21 protein-coding genes and 1 riboswitch are annotated in these 16,617 nt (G+C 41.6%); of the genes, 13 read left to right on the top strand and 8 right to left on the bottom strand.

Annotation, left to right across the window (positions count from 1 at the left end; translation table 11 throughout):
- The first annotated feature begins 95 nt into the window (after positions 1-95).
- From ypwA to HC660_RS10890, 10 genes are all read left to right on the top strand, one after another.
- Entirely contained in the window at positions 96-1,601 is a 1,506-nt protein-coding gene (gene ypwA / locus HC660_RS10935; protein WP_010334679.1) for a carboxypeptidase, read from the top strand.
- Positions 1,602-1,745: 144 nt separating this feature from the next.
- Positions 1,746-1,845, top strand: a riboswitch (purine riboswitch).
- Between the two features lie 92 nt (positions 1,846-1,937).
- Positions 1,938-2,522, top strand: a complete 585-nt coding sequence (gene xpt, locus HC660_RS10930; protein WP_010334678.1) for a xanthine phosphoribosyltransferase — start codon at positions 1,938-1,940, stop codon at positions 2,520-2,522.
- Positions 2,519-3,835 (top strand): xanthine permease PbuX, encoded by a 1,317-nt coding sequence (gene pbuX, locus HC660_RS10925; protein ID WP_168748094.1) that lies wholly within the window; start codon positions 2,519-2,521, stop codon positions 3,833-3,835. The genes xpt and pbuX overlap by 4 nt, the downstream gene beginning before the upstream one ends.
- Before the next feature lie 72 nt (positions 3,836-3,907).
- Positions 3,908-5,005 (top strand): type III polyketide synthase, encoded by a 1,098-nt coding sequence (locus HC660_RS10920; RefSeq protein ID WP_010334676.1) that lies wholly within the window; start codon positions 3,908-3,910, stop codon positions 5,003-5,005.
- Between the two features lie 3 nt (positions 5,006-5,008).
- Positions 5,009-5,515 (top strand): alkylpyrone methyltransferase, encoded by a 507-nt coding sequence (locus tag HC660_RS10915; RefSeq protein ID WP_010334675.1) that lies wholly within the window; start codon positions 5,009-5,011, stop codon positions 5,513-5,515.
- A gap of 70 nt (positions 5,516-5,585) precedes the next feature.
- On the top strand, positions 5,586-5,675 hold the full coding sequence (gene fbpC, locus HC660_RS10910; protein ID WP_100069434.1) for a Fur-regulated basic protein FbpC: 90 nt from the start codon (positions 5,586-5,588) through the stop codon (positions 5,673-5,675).
- A 177-nt stretch (positions 5,676-5,852) separates the two neighbouring features.
- Entirely contained in the window at positions 5,853-9,434 is a 3,582-nt protein-coding gene (gene dynA / locus HC660_RS10905; protein WP_168748093.1) for a dynamin GTPase, read from the top strand.
- A gap of 64 nt (positions 9,435-9,498) precedes the next feature.
- Entirely contained in the window at positions 9,499-9,756 is a 258-nt protein-coding gene (locus HC660_RS10900; protein ID WP_010334673.1) for a YpbS family protein, read from the top strand.
- 74 nt (positions 9,757-9,830) lie between these two features.
- Entirely contained in the window at positions 9,831-9,977 is a 147-nt protein-coding gene (locus HC660_RS10895; RefSeq protein WP_003230761.1) for a protein YpzF, read from the top strand.
- Between the two features lie 102 nt (positions 9,978-10,079).
- Entirely contained in the window at positions 10,080-10,967 is an 888-nt protein-coding gene (locus HC660_RS10890; RefSeq protein ID WP_168748092.1) for a 5'-3' exonuclease, read from the top strand.
- Between the two features lie 8 nt (positions 10,968-10,975).
- Here the strand turns inward: HC660_RS10890 and sspL are convergent, their stop codons facing one another.
- From sspL to HC660_RS10875, 3 genes are read right to left on the bottom strand one after another with little or no spacing between them, the layout of a single operon-like run.
- Complete coding sequence (gene sspL / locus HC660_RS10885; protein WP_010334670.1) at positions 10,976-11,104, bottom strand: small, acid-soluble spore protein L; 129 nt, start codon at positions 11,102-11,104, stop codon at positions 10,976-10,978.
- Between the two features lie 41 nt (positions 11,105-11,145).
- Entirely contained in the window at positions 11,146-11,544 is a 399-nt protein-coding gene (locus HC660_RS10880; RefSeq protein ID WP_010334669.1) for a reverse transcriptase-like protein, read from the bottom strand.
- On the bottom strand, positions 11,544-12,233 hold the full coding sequence (locus tag HC660_RS10875) for a queuosine precursor transporter (RefSeq protein ID WP_024121804.1): 690 nt from the start codon (positions 12,231-12,233) through the stop codon (positions 11,544-11,546). The genes HC660_RS10880 and HC660_RS10875 overlap by 1 nt, the downstream gene beginning before the upstream one ends.
- Positions 12,234-12,315: 82 nt before the next feature.
- Here HC660_RS10875 and HC660_RS10870 point away from each other — a divergent pair, with 82 nt between their 5' ends.
- Together HC660_RS10870 and HC660_RS10865 are read left to right on the top strand one after the other, a co-directional pair.
- Positions 12,316-12,996, top strand: coding sequence for a ribonuclease H family protein (locus HC660_RS10870; protein ID WP_168748091.1), 681 nt, complete (start codon positions 12,316-12,318; stop codon positions 12,994-12,996).
- A complete protein-coding gene (locus tag HC660_RS10865) occupies positions 12,989-13,171 on the top strand; it encodes a zinc-finger domain-containing protein (protein WP_024121802.1) in 183 nt (60 codons plus the stop codon). The genes HC660_RS10870 and HC660_RS10865 overlap by 8 nt, the downstream gene beginning before the upstream one ends.
- 26 nt (positions 13,172-13,197) lie before the next feature.
- Here the strand turns inward: HC660_RS10865 and HC660_RS10860 are convergent, their stop codons facing one another.
- Positions 13,198-13,467: a DUF2564 family protein gene (locus HC660_RS10860; protein ID WP_010334664.1), complete on the bottom strand. Its 270-nt coding sequence runs from the start codon at positions 13,465-13,467 to the stop codon at positions 13,198-13,200.
- Between the two features lie 157 nt (positions 13,468-13,624).
- Here HC660_RS10860 and degR point away from each other — a divergent pair, with 157 nt between their 5' ends.
- On the top strand, positions 13,625-13,807 hold the full coding sequence (gene degR, locus HC660_RS10855; protein WP_010334663.1) for a transcriptional regulator DegR: 183 nt from the start codon (positions 13,625-13,627) through the stop codon (positions 13,805-13,807).
- 43 nt (positions 13,808-13,850) lie between these two features.
- Here the strand turns inward: degR and cspD are convergent, their stop codons facing one another.
- From cspD to metA, 4 genes are all read right to left on the bottom strand, one after another.
- Positions 13,851-14,051, bottom strand: a complete 201-nt coding sequence (cspD, locus tag HC660_RS10850; protein WP_003153604.1) for a cold-shock protein CspD — start codon at positions 14,049-14,051, stop codon at positions 13,851-13,853.
- A gap of 15 nt (positions 14,052-14,066) precedes the next feature.
- Complete coding sequence (locus HC660_RS10845; protein WP_128568482.1) at positions 14,067-14,195, bottom strand: hypothetical protein; 129 nt, start codon at positions 14,193-14,195, stop codon at positions 14,067-14,069.
- A gap of 102 nt (positions 14,196-14,297) precedes the next feature.
- Positions 14,298-15,446, bottom strand: a complete 1,149-nt coding sequence (locus HC660_RS10840) for a diglucosyl diacylglycerol synthase (RefSeq protein WP_101864408.1) — start codon at positions 15,444-15,446, stop codon at positions 14,298-14,300.
- Positions 15,447-15,676: 230 nt separating this feature from the next.
- Complete coding sequence (gene metA / locus HC660_RS10835; RefSeq protein ID WP_010334661.1) at positions 15,677-16,582, bottom strand: homoserine O-acetyltransferase MetA; 906 nt, start codon at positions 16,580-16,582, stop codon at positions 15,677-15,679.
- Between the last annotated feature and the right edge of the window lie 35 nt (positions 16,583-16,617).

Raw genomic sequence — 16,617 nt, 5'->3', positions numbered from 1 at the left:
CAACTAGACCGGCAGCCTTTTATACAAACAATTTGACTTTCAAACACCCTTCCAGTAGCCTGTAATGGAACGGCTAGAATAGGGAGGGAATGGATATGGAGATACATACATACGAAAAGGAATTTTTTGATCTTTTAAAGAGAATCTCACATTATAGTGAAGCGGTTGCCTTAATGCATTGGGACTCCAGAACAGGCGCCCCGAAAAATGGCTCAGAGGACCGTGCTGAAAGCATCGGTCAGCTTTCAACAGATATATTCAATATTCAGACATCAGATCGAATGAAGGAGCTTATTGATGTGCTTTATGAACGGTTTGATGATTTGTCTGAAGATACGAAAAAGGCTGTAGAGCTGGCGAAAAAAGAGTATGAAGAAAACAAAAAAATCCCTGAAGCAGAATATAGGGAATATGTTATTCTTTGTTCTAAGGCTGAGACGGCGTGGGAGGAAGCGAAAGGAAAATCTGATTTCAGTTTGTTTGCCCCTTATTTGGAGGAACTGATCGAATACAATAAACGATTTATTGAATATTGGGGTTATGAAGAGCATCCTTATAATGCATTGCTTGATTTGTTTGAACCGGGTGTGACGGTCAAGGTGCTTGATCAGCTGTTTTCTGAACTGAAAGAAGCGATCATACCTCTTATTAAACAAGTGTCAGCCTCAGGGAATAAGCCGGATACAAGCTTTATCAATGAAGTGTTCCCTAAGGAAAAACAAAAAGAACTCAGCCTTTATTTCCTGCAAGAGCTCGGCTACGATTTTGACGGCGGAAGGCTTGATGAAACCGTTCATCCATTTGCGACGACAATGAACCGCGGGGATGTTCGGGTGACGACGAGATACGATGAAAAAGATTTCCGGACGGCTATTTTTGGAACAATTCATGAATGCGGTCACGCGATCTACGAGCAAAATATTGACGAAGCGCTGAGCGGGACGAATTTATCAGATGGTGCTTCAATGGGAATCCATGAATCTCAGTCACTATTTTACGAGAATTTTATTGGACGCAACAAGCATTTCTGGACACCATACTATCAGAAAATACAAGAAGCGTCTCCTGAACAGTTCCGCAACATATCGCTTGATGATTTTGTTAGGGCTGTCAACGAATCAAAACCTTCATTTATCAGAGTTGAAGCGGATGAATTGACGTATCCTTTGCATATTATTATTCGTTATGAAATAGAAAAAGCGATTTTCAGCAATGAAGTATCTGTGGAAGAACTGCCTACCCTTTGGAATCAAAAATATCAGGATTATTTAGGTATTACTCCTTCTGAGGATGCAGAGGGAATCCTGCAGGATGTTCACTGGGCGGGTGGAGATTTTGGCTACTTCCCATCGTATGCACTTGGTTATATGTATGCAGCGCAGCTGAAACATAAAATGCTCGATGATCTGCCTGAATTTGATACTCTCTTGGAAAGAGGGGAGTTTCATCCGATTAAACAATGGCTGACGGAAAAAGTGCACATTCACGGAAAACGGAAAAAGCCATTAGACATTATTAAAGAAGCAACAGGTGAAGAGCTGAATGTACGTTACCTGATTGATTATTTGCAAAATAAATACTCAAATCTGTATTTATCTTAATGAAAAAGCCTGGCGTTTCAAACGTCAGGCTAATTTATTATCGAAATATTCATGAAAAACGAATGATCTTTTCGAAAAAAGAATTAAAGTTCGGGAATTTTTATTTTTCATCTATGCAAGAGGTTGGAATCTTGATATAATTTGTAACAATATGATAGGAACACTCATATAATCGCGTGGATATGGCACGCAAGTTTCTACCGGGCACCGTAAATGTCCGACTATGAGTGAGCAATGAGACCGGACGTATACGGTTTTTTGTTATTTCAGCATTGCTTGCTCTTTGTTTTGAGCGGGTAATGCTTTTTTTTATTATCTGAACGGAGGTATGACAGGATGGAAGCACTGAAACGAAAAATAGAAGAAGAGGGCGTCGTTTTATCAGATCAGGTATTGAAAGTGGATGCTTTTTTAAATCATCAAATTGATCCGCTGCTCATGAAGAAAATCGGTGACGAGTTTGCCGCCAGATTTGAGAAAGACGGAGTAACAAAAATTGTTACAATTGAGTCATCCGGAATTGCTCCAGCCGTAATGGCTGGTTTACAAATGGGTGTGCCAGTCGTATTCGCGAGAAAACATAAGTCTTTAACGCTCACTGACAATTTGCTGACATCGTCTGTATATTCCTTTACGAAGCAAACAGAAAGCCAAATCGCAGTATCGGGAAATCATCTGTCAGATCAGGATCACGTGTTGATTATCGATGACTTTTTGGCAAATGGACAAGCAGCACTTGGACTGGCATCGATCGTAAAGCAAGCTGGAGCTTCTGTCGCGGGACTTGGCATTGTCATTGAAAAATCCTTTCAGCCGGGAAGAGAAGAGCTTGTGAAGCTTGGCTATCGGGTGGAATCTTTGGCGAGAATTGAATCTTTAGCAGAAGGAAAAGTATCTTTTGTACAGGAGGTTCGTTCATGAAAAACGGATTCGGCAAAACGCTGTCACTAGGGATCCAGCATGTGCTCGCCATGTACGCAGGCGCCATTGTCGTTCCCCTGATTGTGGGGAAGGCGATGGGGCTGACGGCGGAGCAGCTGACCTACTTGGTGTCGATTGATATTTTTATGTGCGGTGTAGCTACACTTCTACAAGTTTGGAGCAATCGGTTTTTCGGCATCGGGCTTCCAGTTGTGCTTGGCTGCACATTTACCGCTGTGTCACCAATGATTGCGATAGGCTCCGAATACGGGGTTTCCGCTGTTTATGGAAGTATTATCGCCTCAGGTATTCTTGTGATTCTCATTTCGTTTTTCTTTGGAAAGCTCGTCTCGTTTTTCCCGCCTGTTGTTACAGGTTCTGTCGTTACCATCATTGGTATTACACTTATGCCGGTGGCCATGAATAATATAGCCGGCGGGGAAGGCAGTCCGGACTTCGGTGATCTTTCTAATCTTGCTCTCGCTTTGATCGTTTTAAGCATCATCGTGCTTCTATACCGTTTTACTACAGGATTTATCAAGTCCATCTCCATTTTGATCGGGATTTTGATTGGGACATTTATCGCGTATTTTATGGGGAAAGTTCAATTTGATAATGTCTCAGACGCAGCCTTTGTTCAATTGATTCAGCCGTTTTATTTCGGCGCACCGTCTTTTCATGCGGCCCCTATCATTACAATGTCCATCGTCGCCATCGTCAGCCTTGTAGAGTCAACAGGCGTTTACTTTGCTTTAGGCGATCTGACCAACCGCCGTCTGTCAGAAAAGGACTTATCCAGAGGGTATCGTGCAGAAGGACTGGCTGTTTTGCTGGGCGGCATATTTAACGCATTTCCTTACACTGCATTTTCTCAAAATGTCGGACTTGTCCAGTTGACAGGAATCAAGAAAAATGCAGTGATTGTGGTGACAGGCGTGCTTCTAATGGCTTTTGGCCTGTTTCCCAAAATCGCTGCTTTTACGACAATCATTCCATCTGCCGTGTTAGGCGGAGCGATGGTGGCCATGTTTGGAATGGTCATTGCTTATGGCATCAAAATGCTCAGCCGAATTGATTTTGCAAAGCAGGAAAACCTGCTGATCGTTGCCTGCTCAGTTGGGCTAGGTCTCGGTGTGACAGTTGTGCCGGACATTTTTAAACAGCTTCCAAGTGCCTTAACGCTTCTTACAACAAACGGCATTGTTGCCGGCAGCTTTACGGCTGTTGTCTTGAATATGATATATAATATGTTTTCGAAAGCTGAAAAAACAGAACAGAAAGCTGATGTCAATCAGCAAAAAACAGCAGTGTAAACTCCGCTACGGCGGAGTTTTTTGCATATAAAAAAGAAAGTTGCGGCACAATGTATGCTAAGAGGTGATCATATGGCATTTGTTTTGTCGATCGGAACAAGTCTTCCTGAGAATGATGTGGATCAAGAAAAGGCGGCGGAGTTTGCCAGATATATGTTTCAGCATTCCTTTAAAGATATAGAACGGCTGTTAACCTCCTTTAAAAACGGGCAAATTGAATCGAGACAATTTGTGAGACCCATTGAATGGTATAAAGAAGGGCACAACTTTGAAGAAAAAAATCAAATTTATATAGAGGAAACACTCAAGCATAGCGTCAGGGCTGTTCAAACGTGTCTCGCAAATGCAGCCTATCTTCAAGAACCCATTCCTTATGAAAAAGTGGATGCTGTTTTTTTCGTCTCCAGCACGGGCCTCTCCACACCAAGCATCGAGGCGCGGCTGATGAATGAACTCCCGTTTTCTCCTTATACGAAGCGAATTCCGCTTTGGGGACTCGGCTGTGCAGGAGGGGCGAGCGGACTTGCGCGCGCTGCTGAGTACTGTAAAGCATATCCGGAGGCTTTTGTTCTTGTCATTGCCGCTGAGCTGTGCAGTCTGACATTTCAGCCAGAAGATAAAACGAAAAGCAATTTGATCGGCACATCACTTTTTGGCGACGGAATTGCAGCGGCATTATTATGCGGGGAGAAGGCAGACCGCCGGCTGACAAAGCTGCAGCTTTTGCCGAATATATCGGATTCGCAATCTGTATTGATGAAACAATCTGGAGATGTTATGGGCTGGGACTTTACCGACCATGGTTTCAAAGTCATTTTTTCAAGAGATATTCCGACTTTGGTTGAAAAATGGCTGAAAACAAATGTCCAGGATTTTTTGAATGGACATCAGCTTTCATTCAGCGATATTACGGTCTTTCTGGCTCATCCTGGCGGAAAAAAAGTCATTGATGCATACATTAACTGTCTTGAACTGTCACCTGAGCAGCTTGCGTCTTCGCAAACCATCTTGAAAAAACACGGAAATATGTCATCTGCCACCATTCTGTATGTGATCGACCACCATCTGCAGAACGGAAGTAAAAACGAAGCAGAACGGGGGCTGATCGGTGCATTGGGGCCGGGATTTTCGTCAGAATTGCTGCTGTTCAGCTGGGAAAAGGGGGCATAACTCATGTTTTGGATGTTGATTACTGTGCTCACTGCTCAAAGGGCAGCGGAAATGGCTGTGGCGAGACGAAACGAACAAAAGGTGAAAAAACAAGGAGCGATAGAATGCGGAGAGGGGCATTATCCGTATATCATCACCATGCACATTCTTTTTTTTCTGTCTTTAATTACGGAAGTATTGCTGCTGCACAAACAGCCTTCAAGCTGGTGGTCAGGCATAGCAGCGGCTATATTGGCAGTACAAGCGATTCGATATTGGGCGCTTTGTTCATTGGGAGCATACTGGAACACAAAAATTCTTGTCGTTCCGGGTGCTGAACTTGTCAAAAAAGGGCCTTACAAATGGCTGAAGCACCCAAACTATACGGTTGTCGTATTAGAAATCATCCTGATTCCGCTCTTGTATCAAGCGTACTTTACCATGTGTCTGTTTTCACTTTTAAATGCCGTTATGCTGTCTGTCAGAATACGTGCAGAGGAGCAAGCATTACGCGAATATACAGCAAAATAGAGATTGAATATCATTCTCATCCATGTTAGAATGAAGATGAAAAAGATTCTCAATCAGGATGGTGAAGCAAATGACAATGCTGTTTTTGCTTGGGGCGGTTTGTACATATAGTGTATTAATTGGTTTTGTATTGAAAGGAATCTCTAATAAATCTGTTTGAACAATCTGGAACTTGTAAAAAGTTGCAGATTTTCTTTTATAGAAGCTGCCGTCTTCGGCAGCTTTTTTCTGTTCTCTTAAAGAAATTTGGGTCATTCTTGTGTAAAATGGAAGTGAGATGTATTCAGATCTTTCAAAAAAGATTCATAATAGAAACGGCACAAAGGGGTTCAGACTTATGACAGAACGCAGCAGGCAAGAACTTTTGTACAAAACTGGGGTACTCTATGAACAAATGGTTGAGAACCAGGATGAAAAAAGAGCGGCAAAACTGGCTTCAGTTGTTGAGAAGGCCGCAGATGATGAAATTTATATCGCGTTTACAGGGCATTATTCAGCAGGGAAATCATCACTGTTAAATTTCTTGTTAATGGAAAATATTCTGCCGACAAGTCCTATTCCGACCAGCGCTAATCTTGTTGTGATCAGAAATGGAGAAAAGCGAGTTCGTCTTCATACAACAGACGGAGCGTGTGCGGAGCTGGAGGGTGCCTATCATAAAGACAAGGTGCAGCAATATTGCAAGGATGGGGAGCAGATTGAAACTGTAGAAATTTTTGACCGGTATACTGAAGTCGAACCAGGAGTTGCATATATTGATACCCCCGGGATTGACTCAACAGATGAGGCTCATTTTTTATCGGCGGCATCTATTCTTCACCAGGCAGATGCGCTGTTCTACGTGGTTCACTATAACCATGTCCATTCAGAGGAAAATGTACTGTTTCTGAGGTCAATCAAAGACAGCATTCCGAATATATATTTTATCGTTAATCAAATTGACAGACATGATGAGACCGAGACACGCTTTGAAGATTACAAGGCGCAAGTGGAGGCGATGCTTTGTCAAGAAGGAATTCCAGAGGATGCACTCTTTTTCACGTCGGTGACGGAACCGAATCACCCATTCAATCAAATCGGTATCCTGCGAAAAAAGTTAAAAAGAATAGAACAGCAGTCAAAAAGAAATTTGCATTCCATTACCGAACAAAAAGTTCAGAATTTATTGAGAGAGCACACAGAGATGCTCTTGAAAGAGGATACGGAAAATCCAAGTTCTGGAGAACAGCTTGAAAAGCAAGCACGACTGGTCGATTCCCTTCAGTTTCAATCAGCCGAAGCAGCAAATAAACCGATTGAGGCAGAAAGCACGATGCAGAAGGAAGTCAATCGAATTTTAAAAAACGCTAATTTGACGCCTTTTGAAATGCGTGAATTGGCAGCAGCTTACTTAGAATCACGTGAACACTCTTTTAAGACTGGGTTTTTCTTTTCAAAAGCAAAGACTGCACAGGAAAGAGAAAAAAGGAGAAATGAGTTTTTCTCTGATATAAAAAAAAGAACGGAAGCGGAAGCGGATTGGCATATCATAGATATCTTACATAAGCTCGCCAAGGGATTTGGTATTCAATCAGCTGAATGTGAAAAGCTGATTCAGGCTTATCGCACGCCGCTTCATGTTGATATCATTGAACGCGCAGTCAAACCAGGCGCAGCCTATTCTTCTGAATATGTCTTGCAATATACAAAAGATTTGGCAGAGCTGATCCGTAAAGAGGCGAAAGTTGAAGCATCAGACATCATCAAGACACTTACCGATACGGTAAAACAGAGCGCATCCATAGAACAGGAAACGATCAATAGCCGTCTCACACAGGAATCGGAAAAGCTGGCTTGTCTTCAAAAACAGGCCAGTCACGAACAATATGCCCGTGAGAAAGCCGGCCGCATGTGGGCGATCTGGGAAGAGGCGTCTGCAAGCCCAATAAACATAGATCTGGACTGGTTTAGAAAGAAGAAAAAAAAGGTTAAAGCTCCAGAACAGAAACAAAGCCAAGCACAGTATATGCAGCAGCAGACCCAAAAAATAGAAATAAAAAGCGGGAAAGAGCTGCCGCTTCAAGATCAGATAAAACGCTTTTACACACTGTCGGATCTATTGGGCGAATATCGTATGCTGTCAAAACAAATCTCAGCTTTTCGTGAAAGGATTAAAAGGCTGGAAGGCCGAAAATTCACACTTGCTCTATTTGGAGGATTCAGTTCCGGAAAATCCTCATTTGCCAATGCGCTGGTTGGTGAAAGGGTGCTGCCGTCATCACCGACACCGACAACAGCAACGATTAACAAAATAACGAAACCGGTAAACGGCAAATCCCACAAAACAGCGGATGTCATTTTTAAGACGGAGGATGACATTACGGCTGAAATCATGCAGCTCACAGGAATGCAAGAGGAACCACAAGGACGGTCATTTGCGGAAAAATGGAAAAAGGCAATCAAAAAAGAGCGTCTGCAAGAAGAACAAATCAATATGATCAGTCATTTCCTGCTTGCCTATGAAAAATATCAGCAATACATTCAAGCCCAAAAGATATTAACGATTCCGCTCTCCGAGTTAAAACCGTATGTAGCCGAGGAGACAACGGCTTGTGCTGTTAAGGAAGTGACCGTTTATTTTAAATGCCCGCTGACTGAAAAAGGAATTACGATCGTTGATACACCTGGGGCTAGCAGTCTGAATAAACGGCATACAGAACTTGCATTTCAATATATCAAGGATGCCGATGCGTTTTTTTACATGACCTATTACCAGCATTCGTTCTCGAAAGGAGACCGCTCATTTTTACGTAAGCTGGGACTCGTGAAAGAATCGCTCAGCATGGATAAAATGTTTTTTGTCATTAATGCTGCTGATCTAGCGAAAGATAAAGCAGAACTCGAAACAGTCACGGATTATGTCAGATCAGAGCTTTTAAAAGAAGGAATTCATGATCCGCAGCTCTTTTATGTGTCAAGTAAAGAAGAGCTCTTAGGAAAATCGAAAACGAATCATAATCAGTTCTCAAAAGTAAGAGAACAGTTAGACCAGTTTATTGAGGTCGATGTAAAGAAAGCAGCTGCGGCACAGCTTAGCTCAGAAGCAGACAAACTATGTGAAACGGTCGTACAGCTTCATCAATCTCAGCATCAGTCCAAAGAAGAAAAGGAAGCGCAAAAAAAGCGTCTTCTATTATCGTTTGAGCGGGCAGCTGCTGCTATCAAGGAACGCCGCAATTCAGAAATCATTATTGAGAAAGTAAAAAAGGATACAAGGGAGCAGCTATATCACATTACACAGCGTTTGTCCTTTTTTGCGAATGATTTGTTAAAATCATCATTTCATCCAGGTCTTCAAAATGGAGACTGGAAAAAGAATATCGGTGCGGCGATGAAAACCGTATTACATGAATATCAATTTGAGTATATTCAGGAGATCAAAACGCTCGATATTCGAATGAGCGGTTTTATCGAACGGCATATCACTGAAGAGTGGCTGGAAAGCTGTCAAAACACATTGAAGGAAGACGGTTATTTCTCCATTTATGCGGATGATCAGCTTTCTAACAGCATACAGCTGAAAGAAGTTGAACCTGAAATCGATGAACGTGCATTTGAACAGGAACAAAAACAAATCAAATCTCCGAAGCAGTTTTTTGAACAGAAAGGAAAAGCAGGCTTCATTGAAGCGGTGCGGACGAAGCTTATGAAAATAACGGAGCTCTGGATCAAAAATGAAGAAGAAAGCCTTATATCTCATTATGCTGAATATGTCAGACGCCTGCAGTATGGAATGGCGGAAAAAGCATTGGCGCAAATAGAGGGCCAAAGAGATACGTATGTAGAAGGATACGCAGAAGGGGAACGTATGAAAGAGATAGAAGAAGCATATCAAGCATGTATAACTTGGCAGAGATCAGGTGATACAATAAAAATGTAAAAATTCAGTTGGCTTGCATTTCAAGTCATGATAGACTAAATAGAAAAAGCGAGATGAACGATTGATGTCTGAGGTACATAAAGCAATTTCTGCACATTCTGCAAAACAGCACGAGCATATTAAAACATTTATGCAGCTTGAACACCTTCGTGAAATGGCGATTGAAGAAGCTGTTGCGAAATGCAAAAACGATGAGCCATTTTCAACAGATGCTATTAATGAAGTGACAGAAAAGATGAATCAGCTGGCCAAGAAAGGCATCGTACCGACTAGACGTCTGGTATCAAAAGAAATGGTCAAAGAATACGTCAGCCGCACATAAGCTGGATGATCCTGCCTCGAGTGCAGATCCCCCGTTACGCGCATACTATATGTATCCGACGTAAGGGGGGATTTATGTTGGGCAGAACAAAGCTGGGTAACAGAAATGCACAGGCCAATAACAATGCCAAAAAGAAAAACGGGTTTCAAACCCATTTCGACTCTTACGCAGGACGTGAAGCTGAAAAGCTGATTGCCAGCAATAAAAGACACAACGATTGATTGAACCATCCAAAACAGTATCTCTATACAAGAGATGCTGTTTTTTTATTTTCGCGTCACTTATGGTAAAATAGATCGACTGATAGAAAAAGGAGTTATCATATGAAAAATAAATTATTGCTTGTTGACGGCATGGCTCTTTTATTCAGGGCATTTTTCGCCACAGCCGTGCATCGCAACTTTATGATAAATGACAGCGGGGTTCCGACAAACGGCGTCAACGGATTTTTGAAGCATTTAATCACAGCCGTGGAAACATTTCAGCCTACACATGTTGTATGCTGCTGGGATATGGGCAGCAAAACGTACCGGAATGATCTGTTCCAGAATTATAAGGCAAACCGAAGCCAGCCGCCGGTTGAACTGATTCCCCAATTTGATCTGGCAAAGGAAGCGGCCGCTGAACTTGGCATCATGAATGTTGGCCTTGCCGGATATGAAGCGGATGATTGCATTGGAACACTTGCAGCTATGTTTTCTGAAGAAGCCGATATTACGATCGTAACAGGCGACAGGGATTTACTTCAGCTGTTAACGGACAAAGTAAGCGTTGCGCTGCTACAAAAAGGAATCGGCAATTATAAAGTGTATACAAAAGATGTATTTTACGAAGAAACAGGTGTCCTGCCCAAGGCTTTAATTGACATCAAAGGGCTGATGGGCGATTCCAGTGATAATTATCCCGGAGTAAAAGGCATTGGAGAAAAAACCGCGTATAAACTGATTCGTGAATACGAAACAATCGACCGCTTGCTGGAGAATCTGTCGCTTCTTCCAAAGGGACAGCAGGGGAAAATTCAGCAAGGTATAAGCGACCTGGAAATATCGAGAAAGCTTGCTGAAATTAACTGCTCGGTTCCGTTAGTCTGTACGCTGACAGAAGCTGTTTTTACATTGCAAATGGAGCAGGCGGCTGTCATGCTTCGCCGCCATCAAATTAAAGGAATTGAGCGTATGCTTGAAAAACTGAACGCTAGAGAGATCGTGTAAGATCACCTCTAGCGTTTTGTATTGCTTTTTTTAGCTCTTTCCTCAAGCTCTGTTTTGGGGTCATTATGTGTATTTCCTTCTAAATCGCCTTGCGGGGAAACACCGCCGGTAAGCCGGCCCTTATCTTTCTTTTTCATATTTGTTCACCTCATCAATAGGATGAACCATACTGCTTAATTTAATTCCTGTCATTCATCCGAATCGCTTCTTTTGCCAGCTGATCGGCTTTTTGGTTTTGCTTTCCGGGAATCCATTTGATGAAAAAAAGAGGGAAGGCTGATTTTAATCGGATGATTTCTTCCAAAAACGGCTGAAACGCTTTGTTTTTCACGATTTCTATATCGGCTGCGCGTTCCACGATATCTGAATCAGTTCGAAAGGAGACCGATTGATACCCGCGCGTTGCACACAGTTTCATGCCTTCAATTAACGCCAGAAATTCTGCTTCCTGATTGGTATGCATTCCGATTGGAATCGAGAAAGATTCTGCTTTTCCTTCATGTTTGATAAAAATGCCGATGCCAGAAGGCCCTGGATTACCGGCGCTCGCTCCGTCAACATATATTTCTGTAGGCATCATGTACTCCTTTCGTCACTCGGAATCATTTTTTTCGCCGCATAAGCATATGGCAGCGAAATCAGAGAAACCGCAAACTTAATCAAATATGTAGAAATAAAAATATGAAGCCAAACATCCGCCGGATATGTGCCAAAAAAAGCGACTCCGGTAAAAATGAATGTATCAAACAGCTGGCTGACTGCTGTACTGCCGCCGTTTCTCAGCCATAGAAGCCGATCGGAAGGAAATATCCTTCTAATTGCCGAATATACATAAACATCCAGTGTTTGGCTGAAGATAAAGGCAAGCAGACTTCCCAAAGCAACTCTCGGGAGAAAACCGAAAATCGTTTCCAGCGCTGTTTGTGAAATATCGCTCGAAGCGGGTTCGAAAAGCAAAACGCCCTGCATAACAAATGTCAGTGTCAGGAGAGTCGAAAACCCGAGCCATACAGCTTTTCTCGCTTCAGCTGGCCCGTATTTTTCATTCAGCACATCTGTAGCAAAAAAGATTGTGCCGTACATCACATTCCCAAGCGTTGCTGTTAAGCCAAACAGTTCAACCGTTTTGACGACTTGAAGGTTGGCACAGACTGTTGCAAAGCCGATCCACACAAATAAACCCATTTTGCCAAATCCTTTATAAAATAAAAGAACAATGATAAAATGAATGATCGCAAAAAAGATCCAAAAAGAGTTATTAAACAAAATGAAGAAGCTTCCTTTCCGGGTTAAGAATGGTTTGATTATAGCACAAGCCCGGCAACTAATGAATGGTAAGGTGATTATATTGAATCTCAGACCGCACATGAAAATAGAAGCAAAAGGGACAGGGCCTGTCTCGTTTTTGGGCGAAAACTGGCTGACTGTTCAGGAAGCGCGTATGCTTGCGAGGGAACTCGGCCGTTTTCCTTATATGAAGGAACTTGAATTCGAAGATGAGAAGGGCGGCACCTGGACGCTGAAGGAATTAGAAAAGCTGACTGAGGAGCTTGCGCATGAACCCGATGACATTACCGTTTATTTTGACGGCAGTTTCGATAAGGAAAGCCAGCTGGCCGGGCTCGGAATCGTCATTTATTATACATTGGGAGGGACGCGCCACCGTTTAAGAAAAAATAAAAGCTTCCGTCTGAAAACCAATAACGAAGCTGAATATGCCGCTCTTTATGAAGCAATAAGAGAAGTAAGAGAGCTCGGAGCTAGCAGAAATTCAATCACGATCAGAGGGGACTCTCTTGTTGTGCTGAACCAGCTTGACGGCAGCTGGCCTTGCTATGATCCCTCCCATAATGAATGGCTTGATAAAATAGAAGCGCTTCTTGAGTCACTAAAGCTGAGTCCGACATACGAAACGATACAGCGAAAAGAAAATCAGGAAGCTGATGGCCTCGCAAAAAAAATCCTATCTCATCAATACGTAGAAAGCCACATGAAATTAGACTGTAACGGAGATGACAATATTGGATAAGAAAGCTATATATAAGGAACTGACAGAACTGCAAGATGAATATTGCAAGGACTGTTTTATTAAGAAGCAGTTTCGCAAGGAATTTGGCAAAACATATGCACATTCATTTTGTATCAATAAATGTACAGTGGGTGAAAAGCTTAAGTCATATGGAGATGTCTTAACTAAGCACTAAAAAATAAAACCGCAGAAGCTGCGGTTTTATTTTTGGAATTCATCCAGCTGATGTTGACAGGCATCTAACAGCTGCTGTTGCTGCTGTACAAATTCAGGATCATCAAGAGCTGCCAGTTCTTGAGACAGTGATAGCTCTCTGGCGTCCTCGATGGCTTGGTATGCTGAATTGAGTACTGTTGAGCTTCGGCCTCTTGTAGCGGCGCCGGTCGTTTTCTGCGCTGTTTCCACCGCTAGCTCCAGCTGCCGTTTATCGGTAAATCCAGTCTGATCCTCATCATGAAATTCTGAGTTCACAAAAAAACACCTCCGCAACTATTTTGCAGAGTTTTTTTATAATTTATGTGCCAAAATAGAAAATAAAATAAAAAATAAGCCGATATAACTATTGAACCTGAATGAGTAGGTCTGTTTTACTATTTGAGGTATCTTGGTAGAGAAGGGGAACACAGCTATGGATGATAAAGACTTAAAATCAATCCTTCACAAAACATTTATAGAAATATACAATGATTTAGAAGAACTTGCGGATATTGCGAAAAAAGGAAAGCCATCAATGGAAAAGCATATTGAAGAGATTGAGCAGAGGTGCAAACAAAATATTTTAGCGATCGAAATTCAAATGAAAATCAAATAGGAGAGGCATTTGCCTCTCCTCTATTTGTCAACTTGTATTGAGTTTAGAGTTTTACAACATTAGAAGCTTGAGGTCCACGATTACCTTCGACAATTTCAAATGAAACTTCTTGTCCTTCTTCTAATGATTTGTATCCTTCTCCTTCGATTGCTGTGAAGTGAACAAATACATCGTCTCCGCCTTCTACTTCAATGAAGCCGAATCCTTTTTCGTTGTTGAACCATTTTACTTTACCGTTTTGCATATTGCTTAATTCCTCCTAGTACTGTAGCACCCATGTGCTAAAAAAAATTTTGTCATCATTTAACTTCGTTGCGTTGTTAAATGATGGTTCAACTATACACCATCTGGCAGCACGCGTCAAGTTGCGAAACTGCTTATTTTTCAAAAAAAGGGCACATTTCTCAAAAAAATGTAACCGCTTTTACGAAAATGTGGATGTGAATAAAAAGAGCACACGAAAAATCGTGTGCTCCTGAAAGAACATCAGTTAAGAAAGCGCCTTGGCTTTTTGTTTGGTCGTCATCATTTCTGATTCCTTCAAAATATCCTCCAAAATCACTTCAGAGGAGTGTGCCAAATGAAGACTCTTAATGTTCTTCTTCATTCGCTGTAAGGTATCCTCATCTGAAAGAAGGGAGGTGACAGCCTCTAGAATTTCTTCATGCCGATTCACGACAATGGCAGCCCCGCGGTCCTCAAAGAAAATTGCATTTTCTTTTTCTTGTCCAGGAACTGGTTTGTACAGAATAACAGGAACACCGATAGCAGTTGCTTCTGTCAACGTAATGCCGCCTGGTTTTGTAATCATGCAATCTGTGACCCGAAAGAGCTCGTCAATTCGCTCAACATAGCCGAGAACCTTTAATTTATCGCCGTTTTCTGCTTCAAGTACGCTCAGAGATTCTTTTAAATCCGTATTTTTTCCGCATACGACAACCACTTGCACCTGATCATCCATGACAAGGTTTTCGCATAGCTCTTTTACGTTCTTTAATACACCGTGTGCGCCAGCCATGATGAGCAGCACTTTTTTGTCAGGCGAAAGATCGTATTTTTTATAAATCGGCTCAACCGGCAGAGATTCTTCAAATTGAGGCCTGATCGGGATACCCGTAATCTTTACGTTGCTGGGATGTGTGCCGATCTCAATCAGTTTTTCCTTCACATAATCTGTCGCTACATAATATTTATCCACATTTTCGTGAACCCAAATTTTATGAAGGCAAAAATCAGTCATGACGTTGAAGGTAGGTATAACCCTACCTGTTCTCCGTCTGTATTCGGGTACGACGATCATCGGAAATGTATTAATAATGATATCGGGCTGATGTTCTTCCACAAGTTCGCCCAATCGTTTATTTCCCATTTTAAAGTAAATATTGAATTTGCGTTTATTATAGATTTTGTCAACTCCGTAATAAAACAAACGATAAAACTGTTTTCCGATTGAGAAGCTTTTTAAATAAAGGTACTGAGTTACCTCTGAAACAATCGGATTTGACTCTTGGTACAAATTAGAAACTGTTACATGCTGAAAGCCGAGACGTACACATTGTTCATAAAGCGTTTTGGCTACCTGTACATGTCCATTTCCGTAATTTGCAGTCAAAATTAATACTCTTTTATTGGTATTCAAGTAAATTCACCTCAATGTAATCAACAACAAGCAAGCTTCATGCATCGTAAGGAGTTATTGTCTATACATAAACATAACACAAATACATAATTGAATTATTAATGCAGTGAAAAAATTAAGCTAATTTTAAAAGATTCGGATTCCAGTATTTTAAATTTTTGTTATACGCATACTGAATCAGATGTATTTTATCATATTTTTTGCTCAGCGTATCACTTAAAAAAGAAAAATTAGTCCCATTCATAAGGAGTTTCTTGGTAAACATAATAATTAAGCCAGTTCATAAACAATAATGTCGCATGTGCTTTCCAGCGATTGACAGGCTCTTTGCTGTCTTCTGCGAAATAATGTTTCGGCGCCTCGACAGTCGAAAGATTTCGTTCCAGATCTCTTTCATACTCTTGAAGAAGCGTATTTGTATCATATTCAGGGTGTCCTGTTAAAAAGACTTGTTTTTCGTCTTTTGACACAATTAAGCAAACCCCTGCTTCCTTTGATGCAGTAAGAATGTTTAACTCGGGCACTGCTTGCAGTTGTTCCATATTTATATCTGTATGCCGGGAATGCGGCACGTAGTATAGCTCGTCAAAACCTCTTACCAATCTTTCGTGCTTGGAAAGAACAGTATGTTCAAACACACCAAAGATTTTTTTCGGCATTTCAATTTTTTCCACGCCGTAATGATAGTACAAACCTGCCTGAGCACCCCAGCAAATATGCAAGGTTGACGTGACATTCGTTTTGCTCCATTCCATAATCTCCTTGAGCTCTTCCCAATAAGAAACATCTTCAAACGCCAAATGCTCAATCGGCGCACCGGTGATGATCATGCCGTCAAATTTCTTATGACGGATATTGGAGAATGTCGTGTAAAACTCATCAAGGTGTTCCCTTGCTGTATTTTTCGGTGTATGTGTGCTTGGAATTAAAAATGTAAAATGGACCTGTAAAGGCGAATTCCCAAGTAGTCTGAGCAGCTGAGTTTCCGTTTGAATTTTTTTCGGCATTAAATTTAAAATAATGATTTTCTGCGGCCGGATATCCTGATGGAATGCTCTGCTTTCATCCATTACAAAGATATGTTCACTCTCAAGCACCTGTTTTGCCGGCAGGTGTGTAGGTATATTAATAGGCAACGTGCCACCTCCATCATTTCCCCGTTAATTTTCTT

The organism is Bacillus mojavensis, from assembly GCF_012648005.1.
Lineage (GTDB): Bacteria > Bacillota > Bacilli > Bacillales > Bacillaceae > Bacillus > Bacillus mojavensis.
Note: the sequence above shows the minus strand (reverse complement) of the source record. Positions and strands in the feature narration are given on the sequence as shown.